This is a genomic window from Azospirillum picis (assembly GCF_017876115.1).
Lineage (GTDB): Bacteria > Pseudomonadota > Alphaproteobacteria > Azospirillales > Azospirillaceae > Azospirillum > Azospirillum picis.
Map to the genome: position 1 here is coordinate 198,097 of NZ_JAGINO010000007.1, position 18,690 is coordinate 216,786.

Consider the following 18,690-nt stretch of genomic DNA (forward strand, 5'->3'; position numbering starts at 1 on the left):
AGCCGCCTAAGGATGCTTGACCCGGCCGGCCGGCCGGGCGAAGAAACAAACCCACCCGTGCAACCGGCTCGACACCCGGAGGCAGGTTCCAGCACCCGAGGTTCTCATGACGCGACACCTGTTCGGCACCGACGGCATCCGTGGCACCGCCAACATCGATCCGATGACCGCCGAGACGGCGCTCCGCGTGGCGATGGCGACCGCGCTGCAGTTCCGCCGCGGCGACCACCGGCACCGGGTGGTGATCGGCAAGGACACCCGCCTGTCGGGCTACCTGCTGGAACCGGCGCTGACCGCCGGCTTCGTCTCCATGGGCATGGACGTGGTGCTGGTCGGGCCGCTGCCGACGCCGGCGGTCGCCATGCTGACGAGGTCGTTGCGCGCCGACATGGGCGTGGTGATCTCGGCCTCGCACAACCCCTACCAGGACAACGGCATCAAGCTGTTCGGACCGGACGGCTACAAGCTGTCCGACGAGGTCGAGGCGGCGATCGAGGCGCGGATGGCCCGCCCCTTCGGCCCCGACCTCGCCCGGCCGGCGGACCTGGGGCGTGCCAGCCGGCTCGACGACGCCACCGGCCGCTATATCGAATATGTGAAGAACACCTTTCCGCGCGGCCTGCGGCTGGACGGGCTGAAGATCGTCGTCGACTGCGCCAACGGCGCCGCCTACAAGGTCGCGCCGAAGGTGCTGTACGAGCTGGGGGCCGACGTGGTTCCCGTCGGCGTCAGTCCCGACGGCACCAACATCAACCGGGATTGCGGCGCCACCGCCACCCAGACCCTGCAGGAACAGGTGGTCACCCACGGTGCCCACCTCGGCATCGCGCTGGACGGTGACGCCGACCGGTTGATCATGGTCGACGAGGCCGGCCGGCCGATCGACGGCGACCAGTTGATGTCGCTGATCGCCACCTCCTGGGCGCGGTCGCAGGCCCTGCGCGGCGGTGGCGTGGTCGCGACCGTCATGTCCAACCTTGGCATGGAGCGCCACCTCGCCGGCCTCGGCCTGCACTTGGCGCGCACCCCGGTGGGCGACCGCTACGTCGTCGAGATGATGCGCGAGCACGGCTACAATGTCGGCGGCGAACAGTCGGGCCATGTGGTGCTGTCCGACTATTCCACCACCGGTGACGGCCTGATCGCGGCGCTCCAGGTGCTGGCGGTGCTGATCCAGGCCGACGGCCGGTCGGCCAGCGAGGTCTGCCGGGTCTTCGCCCCGGTGCCGCAGAAGCTGACCAACGTCCGCTTCGCTGCCGGCAGCAAGCCGCTGGAGAGCGCGGTGGTCCAGCAGGCGATCAAGGAGGGCGAGGCCCGGCTGTCGTCGGGCGGACGCATCCTGATCCGCAAGTCCGGCACCGAGCCGGTCATCCGCGTCATGGCGGAAGGCGACGACGAGGCCCTGGTGCACCAAGTGGTGGCCGACATCGCCGAGGCGATCAAGGTTGCCGCCGACCGCAGCCTGGAGGCGGCGCAATGAAAGGCCGCGTCCTGATCGTCGCCGGATCCGATTCCGGCGGCGGCGCCGGCATCCAGGCCGACATCAAGGCGGTCAGCGCGCTCGGGGCCTACGCGATGACGGCGATCGCCGCCCTGACGGCGCAGAACACCACCGGGGTCTTCGGCGTGGTGCCGGTCGATCCGGCCTTCGTCGCCCTGCAGATGAAGGTGGTGCTGGAGGACATCGGCGCCGATGCCGTGAAGATCGGCATGCTCGCCACCTCCGCGGTGATCGAGGCGGTGGCGGCGGAGTACGAGGCGCGGGCGGTGAACATCCCGCTGGTGGTCGATCCGGTGATGATCGCCAAGAGCGGGCATCACCTGCTCGCCCCCGACGCCGTGCTGACCCTGCGCAAGCGCCTGCTGCCGTTGGCCGAACTGGTCACGCCGAACCTGCCGGAAGCCGAGGCGCTCACCGACACGCCGATCCGCGACCTCGACGGCATGCGCCGCGCCGCGGAACTGCTGCTGACCTTCGGTCCCAAGGCGGTCCTGCTGAAGGGCGGCCACCTTGAAGACGACACCCTCTACGACCTGCTGCTGACCGAAGAGGGGGAAACGGTCTTCGAGGGCCGGCGGGTGCACACGCCCCATACCCACGGCACCGGCTGCACCCTGTCGTCGGCGATTGCCGCCGGTCTGGCCCAGGGCATGGCGGTCCGTGACGCGGTGGCCCGGGCGCGGTCCTATGTGGAAACGGCGATCCTGACCGCTCCGGGACTGGGGCATGGGCATGGGCCGCTGAACCATCTGCATACGGTTCGGGAGTTCCCCTGAAGCCCGCCGGATGCGTCAACAGGCATCCGACCGGCTCAGGTTTCCGCTTTTCCATATGGTTCACGGTTCCGCCAGCCGGCGCCGTCCTCAGGTCCGGATGGTTCCGGTGAGCGGTGCCGCTTGAGGAATTGGGACAGGACGGGCTTTGGCACCACGGCGCTCGGCTTGGCCTCGCGCCACCGCGGTGGCGATATCATCCTCGATCATCCGGGCGGTTTCCGCCAAGCGTCCGGCGTCGAGCAGCACGCGCCGTCCCTTCCGGAAATCGGGGAGCTGCATCGTCCGCATCTGCTTCAGCGTCCGTCAGACATGGGCCGGGGTCAGCCCGGTTGCATCGGCGATCTGGATCTGGCTGAGCGGCAGTCGGACCTCCGATGCGGCCGTTGGCCGGGCCGTGCCGGTTTCGAGCGAGCCACACCACCGGGCACCACATCAGGAGCGACGGGAGCCGCCACGATCTGCACATTGTCTGGACGATGTTCGACGCCGTGCTGAACGCATTGCTGCTCCTGCTGGTCGGGCTGGAGGCGACGATGGTGATTTCCTAGACCTAGCGGTTGCTGCTCGCCGCCGCTGCTGCATCACGACCGCGCGAACAGGCGGGGAGCCCTGATCATCCTGACCTGGGCCGGCCTGAGGGGAGGCGTCGCATTGGCCCTGGTGCTGTCGCTGCCGGCCAATCCATACCGCGATACCATCCTGGCAGTCTGTTACGTCGTGGTCGCCTTCACCATCCTGGTGCAGGGACTGACGCTGGAGCCGATCGGCCGCCGGCTGTACGGGGAAAGGCGGGGGGGCCATGGTTGACGGCTGGCCGTCCCGCCGTTGCAGGGCAGCCGCGCGGGTGTGGGCGTGGATATCGCCGGGCGCCGTTCATACCTTGATTCGAACCGAAGGCCGCCTGCCGGCATCCCCACACGGACCGCGCCATGATTCCCTTCTCCGTCCTCGACCTCAGCCCGATCGTCCAGGGGGCGAGCGCCGCCGACTCCTTCCGCAACACGCTGGACCTCGCGCAGCATGCCGAGCGTTGGGGTTACAAGCGCTACTGGCTGGCCGAGCACCACAACATGCCCGGCATCGCCAGCGCCGCCACTGCCGTGGTGATCGCCCACGTCGCCGCCGGTACCTCGACGATCCGCGTCGGCTCGGGCGGGGTGATGCTGCCCAACCATGCGCCGCTGGTGGTGGCCGAGCAGTTCGGCACGCTGGAATCGCTCCATCCCGGCCGGATCGACCTCGGCCTCGGCCGGGCGCCGGGCACCGACATGATGACCGCCCGCGCCCTGCGCCGCGACATGGCCGACAGCAGCGACCGCTTTCCCCAGGACGTCGTCGAACTCCAGATGTATTTCGAGGAGGCGGAGCCGAACCAGCGCATCCGCGCCGTTCCCGGTGCGGGACTGAGGGTGCCGATCTGGCTCCTCGGCTCCAGCCTGTTCAGCGCGCAGCTTGCCGCCATGCTGGGCCTGCCCTTCGCCTTCGCCTCGCATTTCGCGCCCGACATGCTGATGGAGGCGCTGGCGATCTACCGCGCCCGCTTCGAGCCGTCGGCGACGCTGTCGAAGCCCCACGCCATGGTGGCGGCCAACCTGTTCGCCGCCGATACCGAGGCGGAGGCGCGGCGCATCTATTCCTCCGCCCAGCAGCAGTTCGCCAGCCTGCGCCGCGGCACCCCCGGCAAGCTGCCGCCGCCGGTCGACGACATCGAGGCGTTCTGGCGCGATCCGGGCGAGAAGATGATGGTGGAACGCGCGCTCGGCGTCATGGCCGCGGTCGGCACGCCCGACCAGGTGGCGGCGAAGCTGTCCGAGATCGTCAGGGCGACCCAGGCCGACGAGCTGATCCTGGCCGGGCAGATCTATGACCACGCCGCCCGGCTGCGCTCCTTCGAGATCGGCGCGGAGGTGATGGCGCGGGTGGGGTGACGCGCTGCCGCGCCTGCCGGTATGTCCCCTCTCCCGGCGTGGAGAGGGGCTGGGCTCAGATCATCGCCAGCGGCTGCTTGCGCTTGGGTGCCGGATAGGCGGCGTCGATCTCGGCGATGTCCTCCCCGGTCAGCGTCAGCGCGGCGGCGCCGGCGTTCTCTTCCGCGTGGCCGACGGTGCCGGCCTTGGGGATGGCGATCACCCCCTCCTGGCGAAGCGCCCAGGCCAGCGCCACCTGCGCCGGGGTGGCGTTGTGGCGCCTGGCGATCGAAACCAGGGCGGGGGAGCGCAGCAGGCGGCCGCCCTGGCCGATCGGCGAATAGGCCATCACCGGCATGCGCGCGGTGTGCTGGTAGGGCAGCAGGTCGTATTCGATCCCGCGGTGCTCGGGGTTGTAGAGCACCTGGTTGGCGGCGCATTCGCCGACGTCGGTGATCTCGCCCAGTTCCTCCAGATCGTCGACGTCGAAGTTCGACACGCCCCAGCGGGCGATCTTGCCGGCCTCCACCAGCGCCTCGAAGGCCTCGACCGTCTCGGTCAGCGGCACGCCGCCGCGCCAGTGCAGCAGATAGAGGTCGATGCGGTCGATCTTCAGCCGCCGCAGGCTGTGCTCGCAGGCCATCGTGGTGCCGATGCGCGAGGCGTTGCTGGGCAGCACCTTAGTGACGATGAACAGCCCGTCACGGCGGCCGGCGATGGCCTCGCCCACCAGTTCCTCCGACGCGCCGTCGCCATACATCTCGGCGGTGTCGATCAGGGTCAGGCCCTTGTCGATGCCGGCGCGCAACGCGGCGATCTCGGCAGCGCGATCGCCGCGGCCTTCCGCCATCATCCAAGTGCCCTGGCCGAGCGCCGGGACGCTGGTGCCGTCGGGCAGGGTCACGCGCTTCATGTCTCCATCCCCCGTTCGTCGTCCCGAAAAACAACAAGCTGGCGCGGTGGGGGCGGCTTGTCGATGCTTCTTCGGCAGATTTTCCGGGCAATGGCAGCGGCCCCGCCTGCCTGCACGTCAGTTCGCCGGACGATCGGCGAGCAGCTCGTCCAGGCTGGCGGCTTCCAGCACGCGGTCGAGCCATTCCTCGACCATGCGGGGGTCGGCTGAGGCGATGCGGTCGCGGGCATGCGCGGGCAGCGGGCCGAAACGACGTTCGACCAAGCGCAGCAGCGCCGCCGCCTCTCCCTCCAGCTTCCCTTCGATCCGCCCTTCCGTCCGGCCCTGGCGGATCAGGTCGGCCAGATAGGGGTCGCGTTCGACATCGACCTGCATGGGCATGGTCCGCACCTCCTCGACAACCAGCCGGGTGACGCCACGCAGCCCGGCCAGGATCAGCAGCCGGGTGACGCCACGCAGCCCGGCCAGGATCAGCAGCCGGGTCAGCGCATCGCGCCGGGGCCGCTCGTCCAGCGGCGCCAGCCGCGCCAGGATCGCCCGCACCGTGGGCGTAAGGTGATCCCGGCCGCACAAAATGGCAAGCAGGTTGTCCTCCACCGCCGGACTGGCCAGCAGCGGCGCCGGATCGAGGCTGCGGCTGTCCACCACCCGGTAGGCGAAGGACAGGCCCGGCGCCTCCAGCCGGCCGGCGACCGCTGCCGTCCCGCCGACCTGGACGACCAGCTGCTCCACCGGAACGTCCGGGTGCGCTTCGGTGATCAGCAGCCAGTACCACAGCATGCGCCGTGGCATCGCCTCGTCGGCCCGGGCCTGCCACTCCAGATGCAGGATGCGCCCATCCTCCAGGCGCACCAGCGTGTCCACCCGGCGGTCCCGGGCATCGGGAAACTCGGTCGGCAGGCTGCCGGCCACGCCGGCCCCGGCCAGCATCCGGATCAGCGCTGGCGTGTCGGGACCGGTCAGGCTGCGCAGCGTGATGTCGAGTTTCATGTCCTCCGTGCTAGCACAGCCGGCGCGTGCATCCCAGCGGCTTTCATCGCCTGTCACGCCGCCTTCTTCGGCGCCCCGGCATGCCCACCCTCCAGGACGTTCAGCAGCTCTTCCCGGTAATCGTAATAGCGCGGGTGCTCCAGCAGGGCCTGGCGGGTGCGCGGGTGGGGGATGTCGACCGTCAGGACATGGCCGATCCTGGCATTGGGACCGTTGGTCATCATCACCACGCGGTCAGCCAGTAGCAGCGCCTCGTCGACGTCGTGGGTGACGCAGACGGTGGTGACCTTGGTGCGGGCCCACACCTCCATCAGCACCTCCTGCAGCTCCCAGCGGGTCAGGCTGTCCAGCATGCCGAAGGGCTCGTCCAGCAGCAGCAGCTTGGGCGACAGGGCGAAGGCGCGGGCGATGCCGACGCGCTGCTTCATGCCGTTGGACAGGTCCGACGCCCTTTTGTCCATGCTGTCGCCCAGGCCGACGCGCGCCAGGTAATAGCGCACGATGTCGGCGCGCTCGGCCTTGGAGGCGTGGGGGAAGACGCGCTCCACCCCCAGCATGACGTTCTCGTAGGCGGTCAGCCAGGGGAACAGGCTGGGGGCCTGGAACACCACGGCACGGTCGGGGCCGGCGCCGTTGACCTCCTTGCCGTCGAGGACGATGCCGCCGCTGGTCACCTCGGCCAGCCCGGCCACCATCGACAGCACGGTGGACTTGCCGCAGCCGGAATGGCCGATCAGCGAGACGAATTCACCCTTGCGCATCTTCAGGTCGAAGCCGTCGACCACGGTCAGCGGCCCCTTCGGCGTGGCGAAGGTCTTGGTCAGGCGGGTGAATTCCAGGTAGCGGTCCTCCATGCCGCGCCCGCCCATCGCCTCGATGTAGGCCTTGGGCGGCGGCGAGGCGGTGACCGGCTGCAGGTCGGGCAGGACGAGGCCGTCGCCGCCGCCCGTCCCGCGGGCGACGCCGACCTGCATCAGATAGGCGGTGACCTCGGCGCGCAGGCGCTTGAAGTCCTCGTCATGGTTGACGGCGGCGCGGTCGCGCGGACGGGGCAGGTCGACGGTGAAGGCGGGGCCGAGGGTGGCGCTCGGGCCGGGCGTCAGCGGGATGATGCGGTCGGCCAGCAGGATCGCCTCGTCCACGTCGTTGGTGATGAGGATGACGGTCTTGCGGTCCTTGCGCCAGATCGCCTCGATCTCGTCCTGCAGCTTGGCGCGGGTCAGGGCGTCGAGGGCCGACAGCGGCTCGTCGAGCAGCAGCATCTCCGGGCTCATCGCCAGCGCGCGGGCGAAGCCGACGCGCTGGCGCATGCCGCCCGACAGCTCCTTCGGCCGGCGGTCGGCGGCATGGCCGAGGCCGACCGTCTCCACCGCCCGGCGGGTCAGCACGCCGCGCTCGCCGGCGTCCTTGCCTTTGTGGACGGCGTCCACCGCCAGCGCCACATTCTCCTTCACGCTGAGCCAGGGCATCAGCGAGTAGCTCTGGAACACCAGCCCGCGTTCCGGGCCGGGACCCTTCACCGGCCGGCCGCGGTACTGCACCTCGCCGGTGTCCGGCATCGCCAGACCGGCGATCAGGTTGATCAGCGTCGACTTGCCGGAGCCGGAGAAGCCGACGATGGCGACGAACTCCCCCTCCTCGATCGACAGGTCGATGCCGCGCAGGACCTCGGTGCCGCCGTAGGATTTCGACATGCCCTTCAGTTCCAGGATCGCCATGGTCGTCGTCTCCTCTTGATGGCGGAATGAGCGGGCGGGGTCAGCGGCCGGCGCCGTGGCTGACGGCGGACTGGAAGGCCAGCATCACGCGGTCGAGCAGGAAGCCGATCAGGCCGATGGTGAAGACGGCGACCATGATCCTGGCCAGCGAGCTGGACGAGCCGTTCTGGAACTCGTCCCACACGAACTTGCCGAGGCCGGGGTTCTGCGCCAGCATCTCGGCGGCGATCAGCACCATCCAACCCACGCCCAGCGACAGCCGGAGGCCGGTGAAGATGTAGGGCAGGGCCGACGGCAGCACGAGGCGGCGCACCATGGTGACGCCGGAGAGCTGCAGCACCTTGCCGACATTCATCAGGTCCCTGTCGATCGACGACACACCGACGGCGGTGTTGATCAGCGTCGGCCACAGCGAGCAGAGCGTGACGGTGATGGCGGAGGTGAGGAAGGACTTGTCGAACAGCGGGTCGTCGCTCGACACGGTGGCGCTGACCACCATGGTGACCAGCGGCAGCCAGGCCAGCGGCGACACCGGCTTGAAGATCTGGATCAGCGGGTTGATCGCGGCGTTGACGGTGGCGGACAGGCCGCAGGCCACCCCCAGCGGCACCGCCACCAGGGCGCCCAGCAGGAAGCCGGTGAAGACGGTCTTGAGGCTGGTGAGGATCTGGTCCAGGTAGGTCGGCTTGCCGGCATAGGGCAGGGTCTTCACCTCCGCCGCCGGGTTCTTCGCCAGCTTCTCGGCGTTGCGCTTGGCCTGGCGGTCATAGAAGGCGGCCTCCTTGGCGCGCTCGGCCTTGTGGTCGGCGTAGAGGTTGGTCGCCTGCTCCCACACCTGCGCCGGACCGGGGATGGCGCCCAGGCTGGTGTGGACCTGCGGGGCGGCCCAGGCCCAGGCGGCGAGGAACAGCAGGATGGCGGTCAGCGGGACGCCCATCTGGCGCCACAGCTCGATGCCCTGCTGGCGCGGGTTCTCGCCGGCGGCGAGCCGCAGCAGCGGCGCCAGCCAGCCGAGGCCGACCGCGGTCAGGGCGGAAGCGATGCGGTTGAGGGCATGGGCACGCCGGGCCTTGCGCTGGGCGCGGGCGAGCTCGGCGGATGTGTCGGTCAGGCTGGTCATGATTTGAGTCTTCCCCTTGGAAAGATCCCTTCTCCCCCCTGGGGAGAAGGTTAGGATGAGGGGGTTCGGCGCAGCCGAAATCAGTTCAGCGGGTGGGTCCCCCTCACCCCGACCCTCTCCCCGGGGGGAGAGGGGGGAATTGCGCGAGAGAAGGCGGGAGTGCTCAGCCCCCCACCACCTGCCCGCCCTCGACCTTCTGGTCGCCCTTCAGGCCGATCGGCAGCGTGCCGAGGTAGTCGTTCGGCTTGTGGCCGTCATAGGGGATGCCGTCGATGAAGCCGCTGTCGACCGGCTTGTAGCCGTCGCCGGTCCACAGGAAGTCGCTTTCCTTGGCCTTGCCCTCCTCGACCAGCAGCCGGGCCGCCTTCAGGAAAAGCTCCGGCTTGTAGACGTCGGCGGCGACCTTGGCGTACCAGCTGTCGGGCTTGGCCTCGGCGATCTGGCCCCAGCGGCGCATCTGGGTCAGGTACCAGATGGCGTCCGAATAGAAGGGATAATTGGCGTTGTAGCGGAAGAAGACGTTGAAGTCGGGGACGTCGCGCTTGTCGCCCTTCTCGTACTCGAAGGTGCCGGTCATCGAGTTGGCGATGACCTTGGCGTCGGCGCCGACATAGTCCGACTTGGCCAGCATCTTCACCGCTTCGGCGCGGTTGGCGTTGTTGTTCTCGTCCAGCCACATGGCGGCGCGGATCAGCGCCTTCAGCACGGCCAGGTGGGTGTTGGGGTACTTCTTCGCCCAGTCGTCGGTGACGCCGAAGACCTTCTCGGGATTGTTCTTCCAGATCTCGGTGTCGGTGATCACCGGCACGCCGATGCCCTTCACCACCGCCTGCTGGTTCCACGGCTCGCCGACGCTGTAGCCGTAGATGGTCCCGGCCTCCAGCGTCGCCGGCATCTGCGGCGGCGGGGTGACCGACAGCAGGGCGTCGGCGCCGATCTGGCCCGACACGTCGGTCGGGCTGTAGAGGCCGGGATTGATGCCGCCCGCCGCCAGCCAATAGCGTAGTTCGTAATTGTGGGTGGAGACCGGGAAGACCATGCCCATGGTGAAGGGCTTGCCCTCCGCCTTGTACTGGGCGATCACCGGCTTCAGGGCATCGGCCTTGATCGGGTGGGCGATCTTGCCGTCCGGTCCCTTGGGCAGCCCGGCCCTCATCTTCTGCCAGACCTCGTTCGACAGCGTGATGCCGTTGCCGTTCAGGTCCATCGAGAAGGCGGTGACGATGTGCGCCTTGGTGCCGAAGCCGATGGTGGCGCCCAGCGGCTGGCCGGCCAGCATGTGGGCGCCGTCCAGCTCGCCGGAGATGACGCGGTCGAGCAGGACCTTCCAGTTCGCCTGCGGCTCCAGCGTCACCGACAGGCCCTCGTCCTCGAAGAAGCCCTTCTCGACGGCGACCGCCAGCGGGGCCATGTCGGTCAGCTTGATGAAGCCGAGTTTCAGCTGCTCCTTCTCGACGTCGAGCGGGGCGGCGAAGGCGGAGACGCCGGCGGTCAGCGCGACCGCGGCGGCGGCGGATGCCAGGAGGCGGCGGAGGGGGAAAGCGGTCTTGGCCACGTCGGTTGCTCCATCTCTGAAAATCCGGACCAGCGGCCGGCGGTGGGCGCGACACCGGTGATCGTTTTCCGTGCAGGCTCCGGACTGACCGATTTTTGAGCAGGGGGCGCGGGGCACCCGATCCTGTGGCGGCGTCCAGGGGGGCCGGCCGGTCGGCCTTGGAAAAGGCCAGTCGATACCGGGGTCGGCAGCTTTGCCGGAAGGCTGGCCCATCATTGGACGCTCGGGATGCACGCACCGTCGTTGGCGCGTCTTGGTCCGACTGTCGCAATCCTCATGCCAAAGGACCGATTTTGCCGGCAATTCGGCTCGAACGGTTGGTTTTGTTCGGCCGAACCCGGCGAAAGGTATGAGGAGCTGGCCATGCCCCGTCGGCAGGCATCGGCTTTCTGCTGTTTTTTGCGGCGCACCAAATCCGCTCTGACCAAAGATCGTGCAAAGCGCGGGGCTGGTCTCAAAACAGGCACCTTGGTGCCAAGACCTCGCTTGCGCCACCGCCCGCGGAATCCCTGGAGTTTGCCGACGGGCAGCGGGCGAGCCGGCCTCTGGCATGCGGATTGCGAAGGAAGCGGCGAGACAACGCGGGCGGCGGCAATGTCGCCGACGCCCGCATGATCGGCCGGCACCGTGCGACGCAGCGCGGGAACGGCCAGCGGCCGGCCCCAGGGTCGGCCCGAGGTTCGACGACGAACCACCCGGACAACGGCGTCCGAACAGGTGCTTCCCGCCCTTCACCGGGCGGGTCTGGCAACCCGTTCGGACGCCTTTCTTTTTGGCCCCGTGCCTGACGTCGCGGCAGGCCGGACACGGAGACGAGGCAGACGCCATGGACATGCATCTCTCATCGAACAACGGACCCGTCGTTGAGCTGAACGAGGCCACGCTGACCACCGGCGCGCCGCGGAAGGAGCGGCTGGTCGTGGTCGGCAACGGCATGGCCGGCATGAAGACGGTGGAGGAGCTGCTGGCGAAGGCACCCGGCCGCTACGAGATCACCGTCTTCGGCGCCGAGCCGCACCCCAACTACAACCGCATCATGCTGTCGCCGGTGCTGGCCGGCGAAAAGACCTTCGAGCAGATCGTGCTGCAGGGCCGCGACTGGTACGACGCCAACGGCATCACGCTGCTGACCGGCGAGCCGGTGGAGGGCATCGACCGGACGGCCAAGACCGTCATCTCGCGCGCCGGCCGGGTGGTGCCCTATGACCGGCTGCTGATCGCCACCGGTTCGATGCCCTTCATCATCCCGGTGCCGGGATCGACCCTGCCGGGCGTCATCGGCTTCCGCGACCTGGCGGACGTCGACGCCATGCTGGCCGCCGCCGCCAAGGGCGGCCGCGCCGTGGTGATCGGCGGCGGCCTGCTGGGGCTTGAGGCGGCCAACGGGCTGCGGGTCAAGGGGATGGAGGTCACCGTCATCCACCTGATGCCGACGCTGATGGAACGCCAGCTCGACCCCTCGGCCGGCATCCTGTTGCAGCGCGAGCTGGAGCGCCGCGGCATCGACGTGCTGACCGGCGCCGACACCGCCGAGATCATCGGCACCGAGCATGTCACCGGCGTTCGCCTGAAGGACGGCCGCGACCTGCCGGCCGACATCGTCGTCATGGCGGTCGGCATCCGCCCGAACATGGCGCTGGGCAAGGCGGCCGGGCTGGACTGCGGCCGCGGCATCCGCGTCGACGACCGGATGCGCACCAGCGATCCGTCGATTTACGCGGTCGGCGAGTGCGTCGAGCACCGCGGCCTGACCTACGGCCTCGTCGCCCCGCTGTTCGAGATGGCCAAGGTGCTGGCCGGCGACCTCGCCGGGCAGGAGGGCGGCGCCTATGCTGGTTCCGTCACCTCGACCAAGCTGAAGGTCACCGGCGTCGACGTCTTCTCCGCCGGCGACTTCTCGGGCGGGGAGGGCACCGAGGACATCGTCTTCCGCGACGCCGCCCGCGGCGTCTACAAGCGCCTGGTGCTGAAGGACGGCAAGCTGCTGGGCGCCGTGCTCTACGGCGACACCAAGGACGGCGCCTGGTACTTTTCGCTGCTGAAGGACGGTGCCGACGTCTCCGCCGAGCGCGACACCATGATCTTCGGGCAGGGCTTCGGGAGCGCCGATGCCGGAAACCCCAATGCCGCGGTCGCCGCCCTCCCCGACAGCGCCGAGATCTGCGGCTGCAACGGCGTGTGCAAGGGCACCATCGTCAAGGCGATCACCGGGAAGGGCCTGACCAGCCTGGACGAGGTGAAGGCCCACACCAAGGCGTCCGCCTCCTGCGGCGGCTGTTCCGGCACGGTGGAAGCGCTGCTGGCGGCGACGCTCGGCGACGGCTTCAAGGCGGCGCCGAAGCTCAAGCCAATGTGCAAATGCACCAGCCATACCCATGACGCGGTGCGCGCCGCCATCGTGGCGCAGGGGCTGAGGACCATGCCCGACGTCTTCCAGGCGATGGAATGGACGACGCCCGACGGCTGCGCCTCCTGCCGGCCGGCGCTGAACTACTACCTGCTCTGCGCCTGGCCGGGCGAGTACAAGGACGACTACCAGTCGCGCTACATCAACGAGCGCGCCCACGCCAACATCCAGAAGGACGGCACCTATTCGGTGGTCCCGCGCATGTGGGGCGGCCTGACCAGTGCTTCGGAACTGCGCGCCATCGCCGACGTCGTCGACAAGTTCAACATCCCGACCGTCAAGGTCACCGGCGGCCAGCGCATCGACCTGTTCGGCGTGAAGAAGGCGGATCTGCCGGCCGTCTGGGCCGACCTGAACGCCGCCGGGATGGTCTCCGGCCACGCCTATGCCAAGGGGCTGCGCACGGTGAAGACCTGCGTCGGCTCCGAATGGTGCCGCTTCGGCACGCAGGACAGCACCGGCCTCGGCGTGAAGCTGGAGCGGATGACCTGGGGCACCTGGACGCCGCACAAGGTCAAGCTGGCGGTCTCCGGCTGCCCGCGCAACTGCGCCGAGGCCACCATCAAGGATCTCGGCGTCGTCTGCATCGACAGCGGCTACGAGCTGCATGTCGGCGGCAACGGCGGCCTGCATGTCCGCGCCTGCGACCTGCTGGTCCGCGTCGCCAGCGAGGAGGAGGTGCTGGAATACACCGGCGCCTTCATGCAGCTCTACCGCGAGGAGGCGCGCTACCTGGAGCGCACCGCCCCCTGGGTGGAGCGCGTCGGCCTCGACCACATCAAGGCGGCGCTGGTCGAAGATCCGGAGCGCCGCCGCGCGCTGAACGCCCGCTTCCTGTTCTCGCAGACCTTCTCGCAGGACGACCCGTGGGCGGAGCGCGCCGCCAAGGGCGTCGACCGCCATGAATTCAAGCTGCTCGCCGACGTGGAGTGACCGAAGATGGACAGCATCATGACCGACGCCCGCTGGACCCTGGTCGGCACCATCGACGACATCCCGGTGCTGGGGTCGCGCGTCGTCCGCACCCCCGACGGCGACATCGCCCTGTTCCGCACCGCCGCCGACGAGGTCTTCGCGCTGGAGGATGCCTGCCCGCACAAGCAGGGGCCGCTGTCCCAGGGCATCGTCCATGGCCGCCGCGTCACCTGCCCGCTGCACAACTGGGTGATCGAACTGGCGACCGGCGAGGCGGTAGCCCCCGACGAGGGCCGCACCGGCCATGTCCCGGTGCGGGTCGAGGGGCGCAGCGTCTCGATCGCGCTCGGCATGGCGAGGCTGTCGCGCGGCGGCTGCCGCAAGGCCTGCGCCCATGTTTGATGGAACTGAGCCGGCCTCCGGGCCTGAACGGGAGGTAAGGACCACCTGCCCCTACTGCGGGGTCGGGTGCGGGGTGATCGCGCGGGTGGCGGCCGATGGCGCCGTCAGCCTGCGCGGCGATGGCGACCATCCGGCAAACCGGGGGAGGCTCTGCTCCAAGGGATCGGCGCTCGCCGACACGCTGGTGCCGGACGGCCGCCTGCTCCATCCCGAGATCGACGGGCGCCGCATCTCCTGGGATGAGGCGCTGGACGCGGTGGCGCGGCGCTTCTCCGACGCCATCGCCAGGCATGGGCCGGACTCGGTGGCCTTCTACGTCTCCGGCCAGCTGCTGACCGAGGACTATTACGTCGCCAACAAGCTGATGAAGGGCTTCATCGGGGCGGCGAACATCGACACCAACTCCCGCCTGTGCATGGCCTCCTCGGTGGTCGGGCACAAGCGGGGGTTCGGCGCCGACGCGGTGCCGGGCAGCTACGAGGACTTCGAGCAGGCCGACCTGGTGGTGCTGGTCGGCTCCAACCTCGCCTGGTGCCATCCGGTGCTGAACCAGCGGCTGTTGGCGGCGCGGGCGGCGCGCGGCACCCGCATCGTCGTCATCGACCCGCGCCGCACCGACTGCGTCGGGAACGCGGACCGTCATCTGGCGCTGAAGGCCGGCAGCGACGCGCTGCTGTTCAACGGCCTGCTGGCCCATCTGGCGGCCGGCGGCCATGCCGATGCAGGCTTCCTCGCCGCCCATGCCGACGGGGCGGAGGCGGCGCTGGCCGCCGCCCGTGCCGATGCGCCGGACATCGCCGTGGTGGCCCGCCGCTGCGGCTTGGCGGAGGCCGAGGTCGCCGCCTTCTATGGCGAGTTCGCGGCGACCGGGCGGGTGGTCACCGTCTATTCCCAGGGGGTCAACCAGTCCTCCCAGGGCAGCGACACCGTCAACGCCATCCTGAACGTCCACTTCCTGACCGGCCGCATCGGCCGGCCGGGCTGCGGCCCCTTCTCCGTCACCGGCCAGCCGAACGCCATGGGCGGGCGCGAGGTCGGCGGGCTGGCCAACCAGCTCGCCGCCCATATGGGCTTCACGGCGGCGGAGGTCGACCGCGTCGGCCGCTTCTGGAAGGCGCCGCGCATGGCGGCCAAGCCGGGGCTGAAGGCGGTCGACCTGTTCCGCGCCATCGAGCGCGGCACGGTCAAGGCTGTCTGGATCATGGCGACCAACCCGGCGGTCAGCATGCCCGACGCCAGCCGCGTCCGCCGGGCGCTGGCCGGGTGCGAGACCGTGGTGGTGTCCGATTGCATCCGCGACACCGACAGCGGCCGCTTCGCCCACATCCGCCTGCCGGCCAGGGGCTGGAGCGAGAAGGACGGCACCGTCACCAACTCCGACCGCACCGTCTCGCGCCAGCGCGCCTTCCGGGCTGGCGAGGGCGAGGCGCGGGCCGACTGGTGGATCGTCACCCAGGTCGCCCGCCGCATGGGCTTCGCCGAAGCCTTTCCCTACGAGAGCGCCGCGGAGATCTTCCGCGAGCACGCCGCCCTGTCGGCCTTCGAGAATGGCGGTGCCCGCGCCTTCGACATCGGCGCGCTGGCCGCCGTCGATGCCGCCGCCTATGACGGGCTGGCGCCCTTTCCCTGGCCCTGGCGGGCCGGCGGGCAGGCGCAGCAGCGCCTGTACGGCGACGGCCGCTTCCACACCGGCCATGGCCGCGCCCAGCTGCTGCCGGTCACCGCGACGGAGCCGCCGCGCAGCCTGCCCGACGGCGCCCTGCTGCTGAACAGCGGCCGGTTGCGCGACCAATGGCACACCATGACCCGCACCGGCCTGTCGCCGCGCCTGTCGGCCCATGCGCCGGAGCCCTGCCTGGACGTCCATCCCGCCGACGCCGCGGCGCGCGGCCTGGGCGACGGCGGGCTCGCCCGCATCACCACCACTGCCGGCGAGGCGCTCGCCCGCGTCCGCGTCACCGCGGCGCAAGGGGAGGGCACGGTCTTCCTGCCGATGCACTGGACCGACCGCTTCACCGGCGCCTGCGTCGTCGGCCGGCTGGTCGACGACGAGGCGGTGGATCCCCACTCCGGCCAGCCCGACCTGAAGCGGATGCCGGCGACGGTGCAGCCCTATAGCCCGGACTGGACCGCCTTCCTGCTGGCCCGCCATCCGGTCGAGCCCGCCCATGGCGGCTATTGGGCGCGCCGGGCGGTGACCGGCGGCCACCTTGTCGAGATGGCCGGCCGCGGCGCCATCCCCGATCCGGCGGCCTGGCTGCCGGGCCTCGATCCCGGCGGAACGCCGGTGGAGTTCCGCGACGAGGCCCGCGGCAGCCTGCGCATCGCCTGGATGGAGGGCGGCCCGGATGGCGAACGGCTGGAGGCCTGCCTCTTCGTCGGCGCCGCCGGCCGGCTGCCGCCGCGCGACTGGCTGGCCGGCCTGCTGGCGGCCGACCGTGTCGACGACGGCGCCCGCGCGAGCCTGCTCGCCGGCCGCGCGCCGGGGGCGGTGGTTGACGAGGGACGCATCGTCTGCTCTTGCTTCGGCGTCGGCATCAAACGGCTGGCCTCGGCGATCCGCGACCGTCGCCTGACCAGCGTCGAGGAGATCGGTGCGGCGCTGAAGGCCGGCACCAACTGCGGCTCCTGCGTGCCCGAACTGAAGGAGGTTCTTCGCCATGCTCATCAGCGCGAAGTGGCGTGAGGGTTTCTTTTCGCTGTGGCGCGTGGCCTTCCCGCGCCTCGCGGGCGGTGGCGGCGGTGCCCCCACCTATCCTCCCCCGCTCTCAGCGGACCTACGGTCCGCCTGCCGCGTCAGCACAAAGCAGAGCTTTGTGCGAGAGCTGGGCGGGGGAGGGTCAGGGTGGGGGCAGGTCACCCTGGTCGGCGCCGGTCCCGGCGATCCCGACCTGCTGACCGTCGCCGCGGTCAAGGCGCTGGCGGCGGCGGAGGTCGTGCTCTACGACGCGCTGGTCGGCGACGGCATCCTCGACTTGGCCCACCCGCAGGCCGAACGCATCTGCGTCGGCAAGCGTTCCGGCCGCCATTCGCTGCCGCAGGGCGAGATCAACGCGCTGATCGCCTTCCATGCCCGGCGCGGGAAGCGGGTGGTCCGGCTGAAGGGCGGCGACCCGATGGTGTTCGGCCGCGCCGGCGAGGAGATCGAGCATCTCGACGAGCTCGGCATCCCGGTGCGGGTGATCCCCGGCATCACCGCGGCGCTGGGCTGCGCCGCCTCGGCCGGCCTGTCGCTGACCAGGCGCGGGGTGTCGCGGGCCGTCACCTTCGTCACCGCCCATGGCCGCGACGGCGAACGCTTCGAACCGGACTGGGCGCGGCTGGCCGACCCGCAGGGCACGCTGGCGATCTATATGGGCCGTGAACAGGCCCGCGCCGTCGGACGGGGGTTGAGCGCGGCCGGGTTGCCGGTGGGAACGCCGGTGCTGGTGGTGGAGAACGGCTGCCGTCCCGACGAGCGCCGCCATTGGACGACGCTGGGGGAGATGGCGGAGCAGGGGGTGGCCGCCGGCAAGGGGCCGACCCTGCTGCTGGTCGGCGAGGCCCTACGCCCCCGCCGTGCTGCCGGGTGCGGGGCGGCGGACGCCGTTGATCTCCGCGCGCTTGGCGACCTCGGCGAGCGGCTCGACCACCACTGACATGGTGAAGACGGTGGCGTGCAGCAGCCGCGTCGCGTCCAGCATGATCCCGACATGGCCGGGGAAGAAGACGATATCGCCGCGCTGGTAGGCGACGTCGCGACCATGGTCGGACAGCCACACCCCCAGCCGCTCGTCCTTGCGTTGCAGGCCGCTGCTGTGGTGGGAGACGGTGCCGGCCGCCGCCATGGCAGTCAGCACCAGCCCCGAGCAGTCGATGCCGAAGCTGCTGCGCCCGCCCCAGACATAGGGCGTTTCCAGGAAACGCAGGGCGGTGGCGACATGGTCGGGGGCGGCGGGGGCCTCCACCGGCTCCAGCCATCCGGCGAACAACCACAGCCCGTCGTCGGTCGCGGCCCAGCCGTTTTCCGTCCGCCCGTCCAGCCTCACCAGCGAGCCGAAGCTGAGCGTCCCCACCGGCGGCGCCTTGTGGGTCGGTGCCGGATGGAGGTCGGCGCGCAGGGCGCGCACCCGGTGGGTGGGGGCGACCGGCTCGGCATGGGCGGTGCCGGGCGGCAACCAGCCGACATGGCCGTCGAAGGCGTTCTCGGCGCGCAGCCAGCCGTCCCGCTCCTCCAGGATGCGAAAGCGTTCGCCGCGGATCATCTCGCTGGTCTGGGGGACGCCGGGGCGCGGCTCCTCCAGCAGGACGGCGTGCGGCGCGGTGATCTGGCGGTCGGTCATGGTGGTGGTCATGGCGGCGGTCGCGGCTGATGGAAACCGGCTGCGACCATAGCCGCCGGATCGCGGCGGTGCGAGCGATAAGGATTTTCCCGGCCGTCATTTCCGCGACGGTGCTGAGGTGCTGACTTCAACCCCCTCCCTATCCCTCCCCCGCTTCGCGGGAG

The 18,690-nt window shown here is 70.3% G+C and carries 16 protein-coding genes; 9 read left to right on the forward strand and 7 right to left on the reverse strand.

Features of this window, described 5'->3' with window-relative positions:
- Positions 1-106: 106 nt before the first annotated feature.
- Positions 107-1,480: a phosphoglucosamine mutase gene (glmM, locus tag J2850_RS12590; protein ID WP_209982085.1), complete on the forward strand. Its 1,374-nt coding sequence runs from the start codon at positions 107-109 to the stop codon at positions 1,478-1,480.
- Entirely contained in the window at positions 1,477-2,277 is an 801-nt protein-coding gene (gene thiD, locus J2850_RS12595) for a bifunctional hydroxymethylpyrimidine kinase/phosphomethylpyrimidine kinase (RefSeq protein ID WP_209982086.1), read from the forward strand. The genes glmM and thiD overlap by 4 nt, the downstream gene beginning before the upstream one ends.
- Positions 2,278-2,364: 87 nt before the next feature.
- Here thiD and J2850_RS12600 read toward each other — a convergent pair whose 3' ends face one another.
- Positions 2,365-2,523 (reverse strand): hypothetical protein, encoded by a 159-nt coding sequence (locus J2850_RS12600; RefSeq protein ID WP_209982088.1) that lies wholly within the window; start codon positions 2,521-2,523, stop codon positions 2,365-2,367.
- 128 nt (positions 2,524-2,651) lie between these two features.
- Between J2850_RS12600 and J2850_RS12605 the strand changes: the two genes are divergently transcribed.
- The 3 genes from J2850_RS12605 to J2850_RS12615 all read left to right on the forward strand — a co-directional run bounded on the left by J2850_RS12605 (position 2,652) and on the right by J2850_RS12615 (position 4,205).
- Positions 2,652-2,825, forward strand: a complete 174-nt coding sequence (locus J2850_RS12605) for a hypothetical protein (protein WP_209982089.1) — start codon at positions 2,652-2,654, stop codon at positions 2,823-2,825.
- A 28-nt stretch (positions 2,826-2,853) separates the two neighbouring features.
- Positions 2,854-3,084, forward strand: a complete 231-nt coding sequence (locus J2850_RS12610; protein WP_370878926.1) for a cation:proton antiporter domain-containing protein — start codon at positions 2,854-2,856, stop codon at positions 3,082-3,084.
- Between the two features lie 122 nt (positions 3,085-3,206).
- Complete coding sequence (locus tag J2850_RS12615; protein ID WP_209982091.1) at positions 3,207-4,205, forward strand: LLM class flavin-dependent oxidoreductase; 999 nt, start codon at positions 3,207-3,209, stop codon at positions 4,203-4,205.
- Positions 4,206-4,260: 55 nt separating this feature from the next.
- Here J2850_RS12615 and J2850_RS12620 read toward each other — a convergent pair whose 3' ends face one another.
- The 5 genes from J2850_RS12620 to J2850_RS12640 all read right to left on the reverse strand — a co-directional run bounded on the left by J2850_RS12620 (position 4,261) and on the right by J2850_RS12640 (position 10,480).
- Positions 4,261-5,097 carry an aldo/keto reductase gene (locus J2850_RS12620; RefSeq protein WP_209982093.1) on the reverse strand — a complete coding sequence of 279 codons (837 nt, stop codon included), beginning with the start codon at positions 5,095-5,097 and terminating at the stop codon, positions 4,261-4,263.
- Between the two features lie 117 nt (positions 5,098-5,214).
- Positions 5,215-6,087 (reverse strand): RpnC/YadD family protein, encoded by an 873-nt coding sequence (locus tag J2850_RS12625; RefSeq protein WP_209982096.1) that lies wholly within the window; start codon positions 6,085-6,087, stop codon positions 5,215-5,217.
- 53 nt (positions 6,088-6,140) lie between these two features.
- Positions 6,141-7,805 carry an ABC transporter ATP-binding protein gene (locus J2850_RS12630; protein WP_209982098.1) on the reverse strand — a complete coding sequence of 555 codons (1,665 nt, stop codon included), beginning with the start codon at positions 7,803-7,805 and terminating at the stop codon, positions 6,141-6,143.
- Between the two features lie 40 nt (positions 7,806-7,845).
- A complete protein-coding gene (locus tag J2850_RS12635) occupies positions 7,846-8,925 on the reverse strand; it encodes an ABC transporter permease (RefSeq protein WP_209982100.1) in 1,080 nt (359 codons plus the stop codon).
- A 163-nt stretch (positions 8,926-9,088) separates the two neighbouring features.
- Positions 9,089-10,480: a CmpA/NrtA family ABC transporter substrate-binding protein gene (locus J2850_RS12640; protein WP_209982101.1), complete on the reverse strand. Its 1,392-nt coding sequence runs from the start codon at positions 10,478-10,480 to the stop codon at positions 9,089-9,091.
- Positions 10,481-11,306: 826 nt separating this feature from the next.
- On the opposite strand from J2850_RS12640, the gene nirB reads away from it, so the two are divergent.
- From nirB to cobA, 4 genes are all read left to right on the forward strand, one after another.
- On the forward strand, positions 11,307-13,820 hold the full coding sequence (gene nirB, locus J2850_RS12645; protein WP_370878924.1) for a nitrite reductase large subunit NirB: 2,514 nt from the start codon (positions 11,307-11,309) through the stop codon (positions 13,818-13,820).
- Between the two features lie 6 nt (positions 13,821-13,826).
- Positions 13,827-14,204 carry a nitrite reductase small subunit NirD gene (nirD, locus tag J2850_RS12650; protein WP_209982103.1) on the forward strand — a complete coding sequence of 126 codons (378 nt, stop codon included), beginning with the start codon at positions 13,827-13,829 and terminating at the stop codon, positions 14,202-14,204.
- Entirely contained in the window at positions 14,197-16,890 is a 2,694-nt protein-coding gene (locus J2850_RS12655) for a nitrate reductase (protein ID WP_209982105.1), read from the forward strand. Before nirD ends, J2850_RS12655 begins: the two co-directional genes overlap by 8 nt.
- A gap of 130 nt (positions 16,891-17,020) precedes the next feature.
- On the forward strand, positions 17,021-17,842 hold the full coding sequence (gene cobA, locus J2850_RS12660; protein WP_307354396.1) for a uroporphyrinogen-III C-methyltransferase: 822 nt from the start codon (positions 17,021-17,023) through the stop codon (positions 17,840-17,842).
- Here the strand turns inward: cobA and J2850_RS12665 are convergent.
- Positions 17,750-18,538 (reverse strand): C40 family peptidase, encoded by a 789-nt coding sequence (locus tag J2850_RS12665; RefSeq protein WP_246513020.1) that lies wholly within the window; start codon positions 18,536-18,538, stop codon positions 17,750-17,752. The two genes, cobA and J2850_RS12665, sit on opposite strands and share 93 nt — an antisense overlap.
- Positions 18,539-18,690: the final 152 nt, after the last annotated feature.

Excerpts from the sequence above, each read along its gene's own strand:
- J2850_RS12625 (WP_209982096.1), bottom strand. The coding sequence starts at position 6,087 with ATGAAACTCGACATCACGCTGCGCAGCCTGACCGGTCCCGACACGCCA.
- glmM (WP_209982085.1), top strand. The coding sequence starts at position 107 with ATGACGCGACACCTGTTCGGCACCGACGGCATCCGTGGCACCGCCAAC.
- nirD (WP_209982103.1), top strand. The coding sequence starts at position 13,827 with ATGGACAGCATCATGACCGACGCCCGCTGGACCCTGGTCGGCACCATC.
- J2850_RS12630 (WP_209982098.1), bottom strand. The coding sequence starts at position 7,805 with ATGGCGATCCTGGAACTGAAGGGCATGTCGAAATCCTACGGCGGCACC.
- J2850_RS12635 (WP_209982100.1), bottom strand. The coding sequence starts at position 8,925 with ATGACCAGCCTGACCGACACATCCGCCGAGCTCGCCCGCGCCCAGCGC.
- J2850_RS12620 (WP_209982093.1), bottom strand. The coding sequence starts at position 5,097 with ATGAAGCGCGTGACCCTGCCCGACGGCACCAGCGTCCCGGCGCTCGGC.
- J2850_RS12655 (WP_209982105.1), top strand. The coding sequence starts at position 14,197 with ATGTTTGATGGAACTGAGCCGGCCTCCGGGCCTGAACGGGAGGTAAGG.
- thiD (WP_209982086.1), top strand. The coding sequence starts at position 1,477 with ATGAAAGGCCGCGTCCTGATCGTCGCCGGATCCGATTCCGGCGGCGGC.
- J2850_RS12665 (WP_246513020.1), bottom strand. The coding sequence starts at position 18,538 with ATGACCACCACCATGACCGACCGCCAGATCACCGCGCCGCACGCCGTC.
- nirB (WP_370878924.1), top strand. The coding sequence starts at position 11,307 with ATGGACATGCATCTCTCATCGAACAACGGACCCGTCGTTGAGCTGAAC.
- J2850_RS12615 (WP_209982091.1), top strand. The coding sequence starts at position 3,207 with ATGATTCCCTTCTCCGTCCTCGACCTCAGCCCGATCGTCCAGGGGGCG.
- J2850_RS12605 (WP_209982089.1), top strand. The coding sequence starts at position 2,652 with ATGCGGCCGTTGGCCGGGCCGTGCCGGTTTCGAGCGAGCCACACCACC.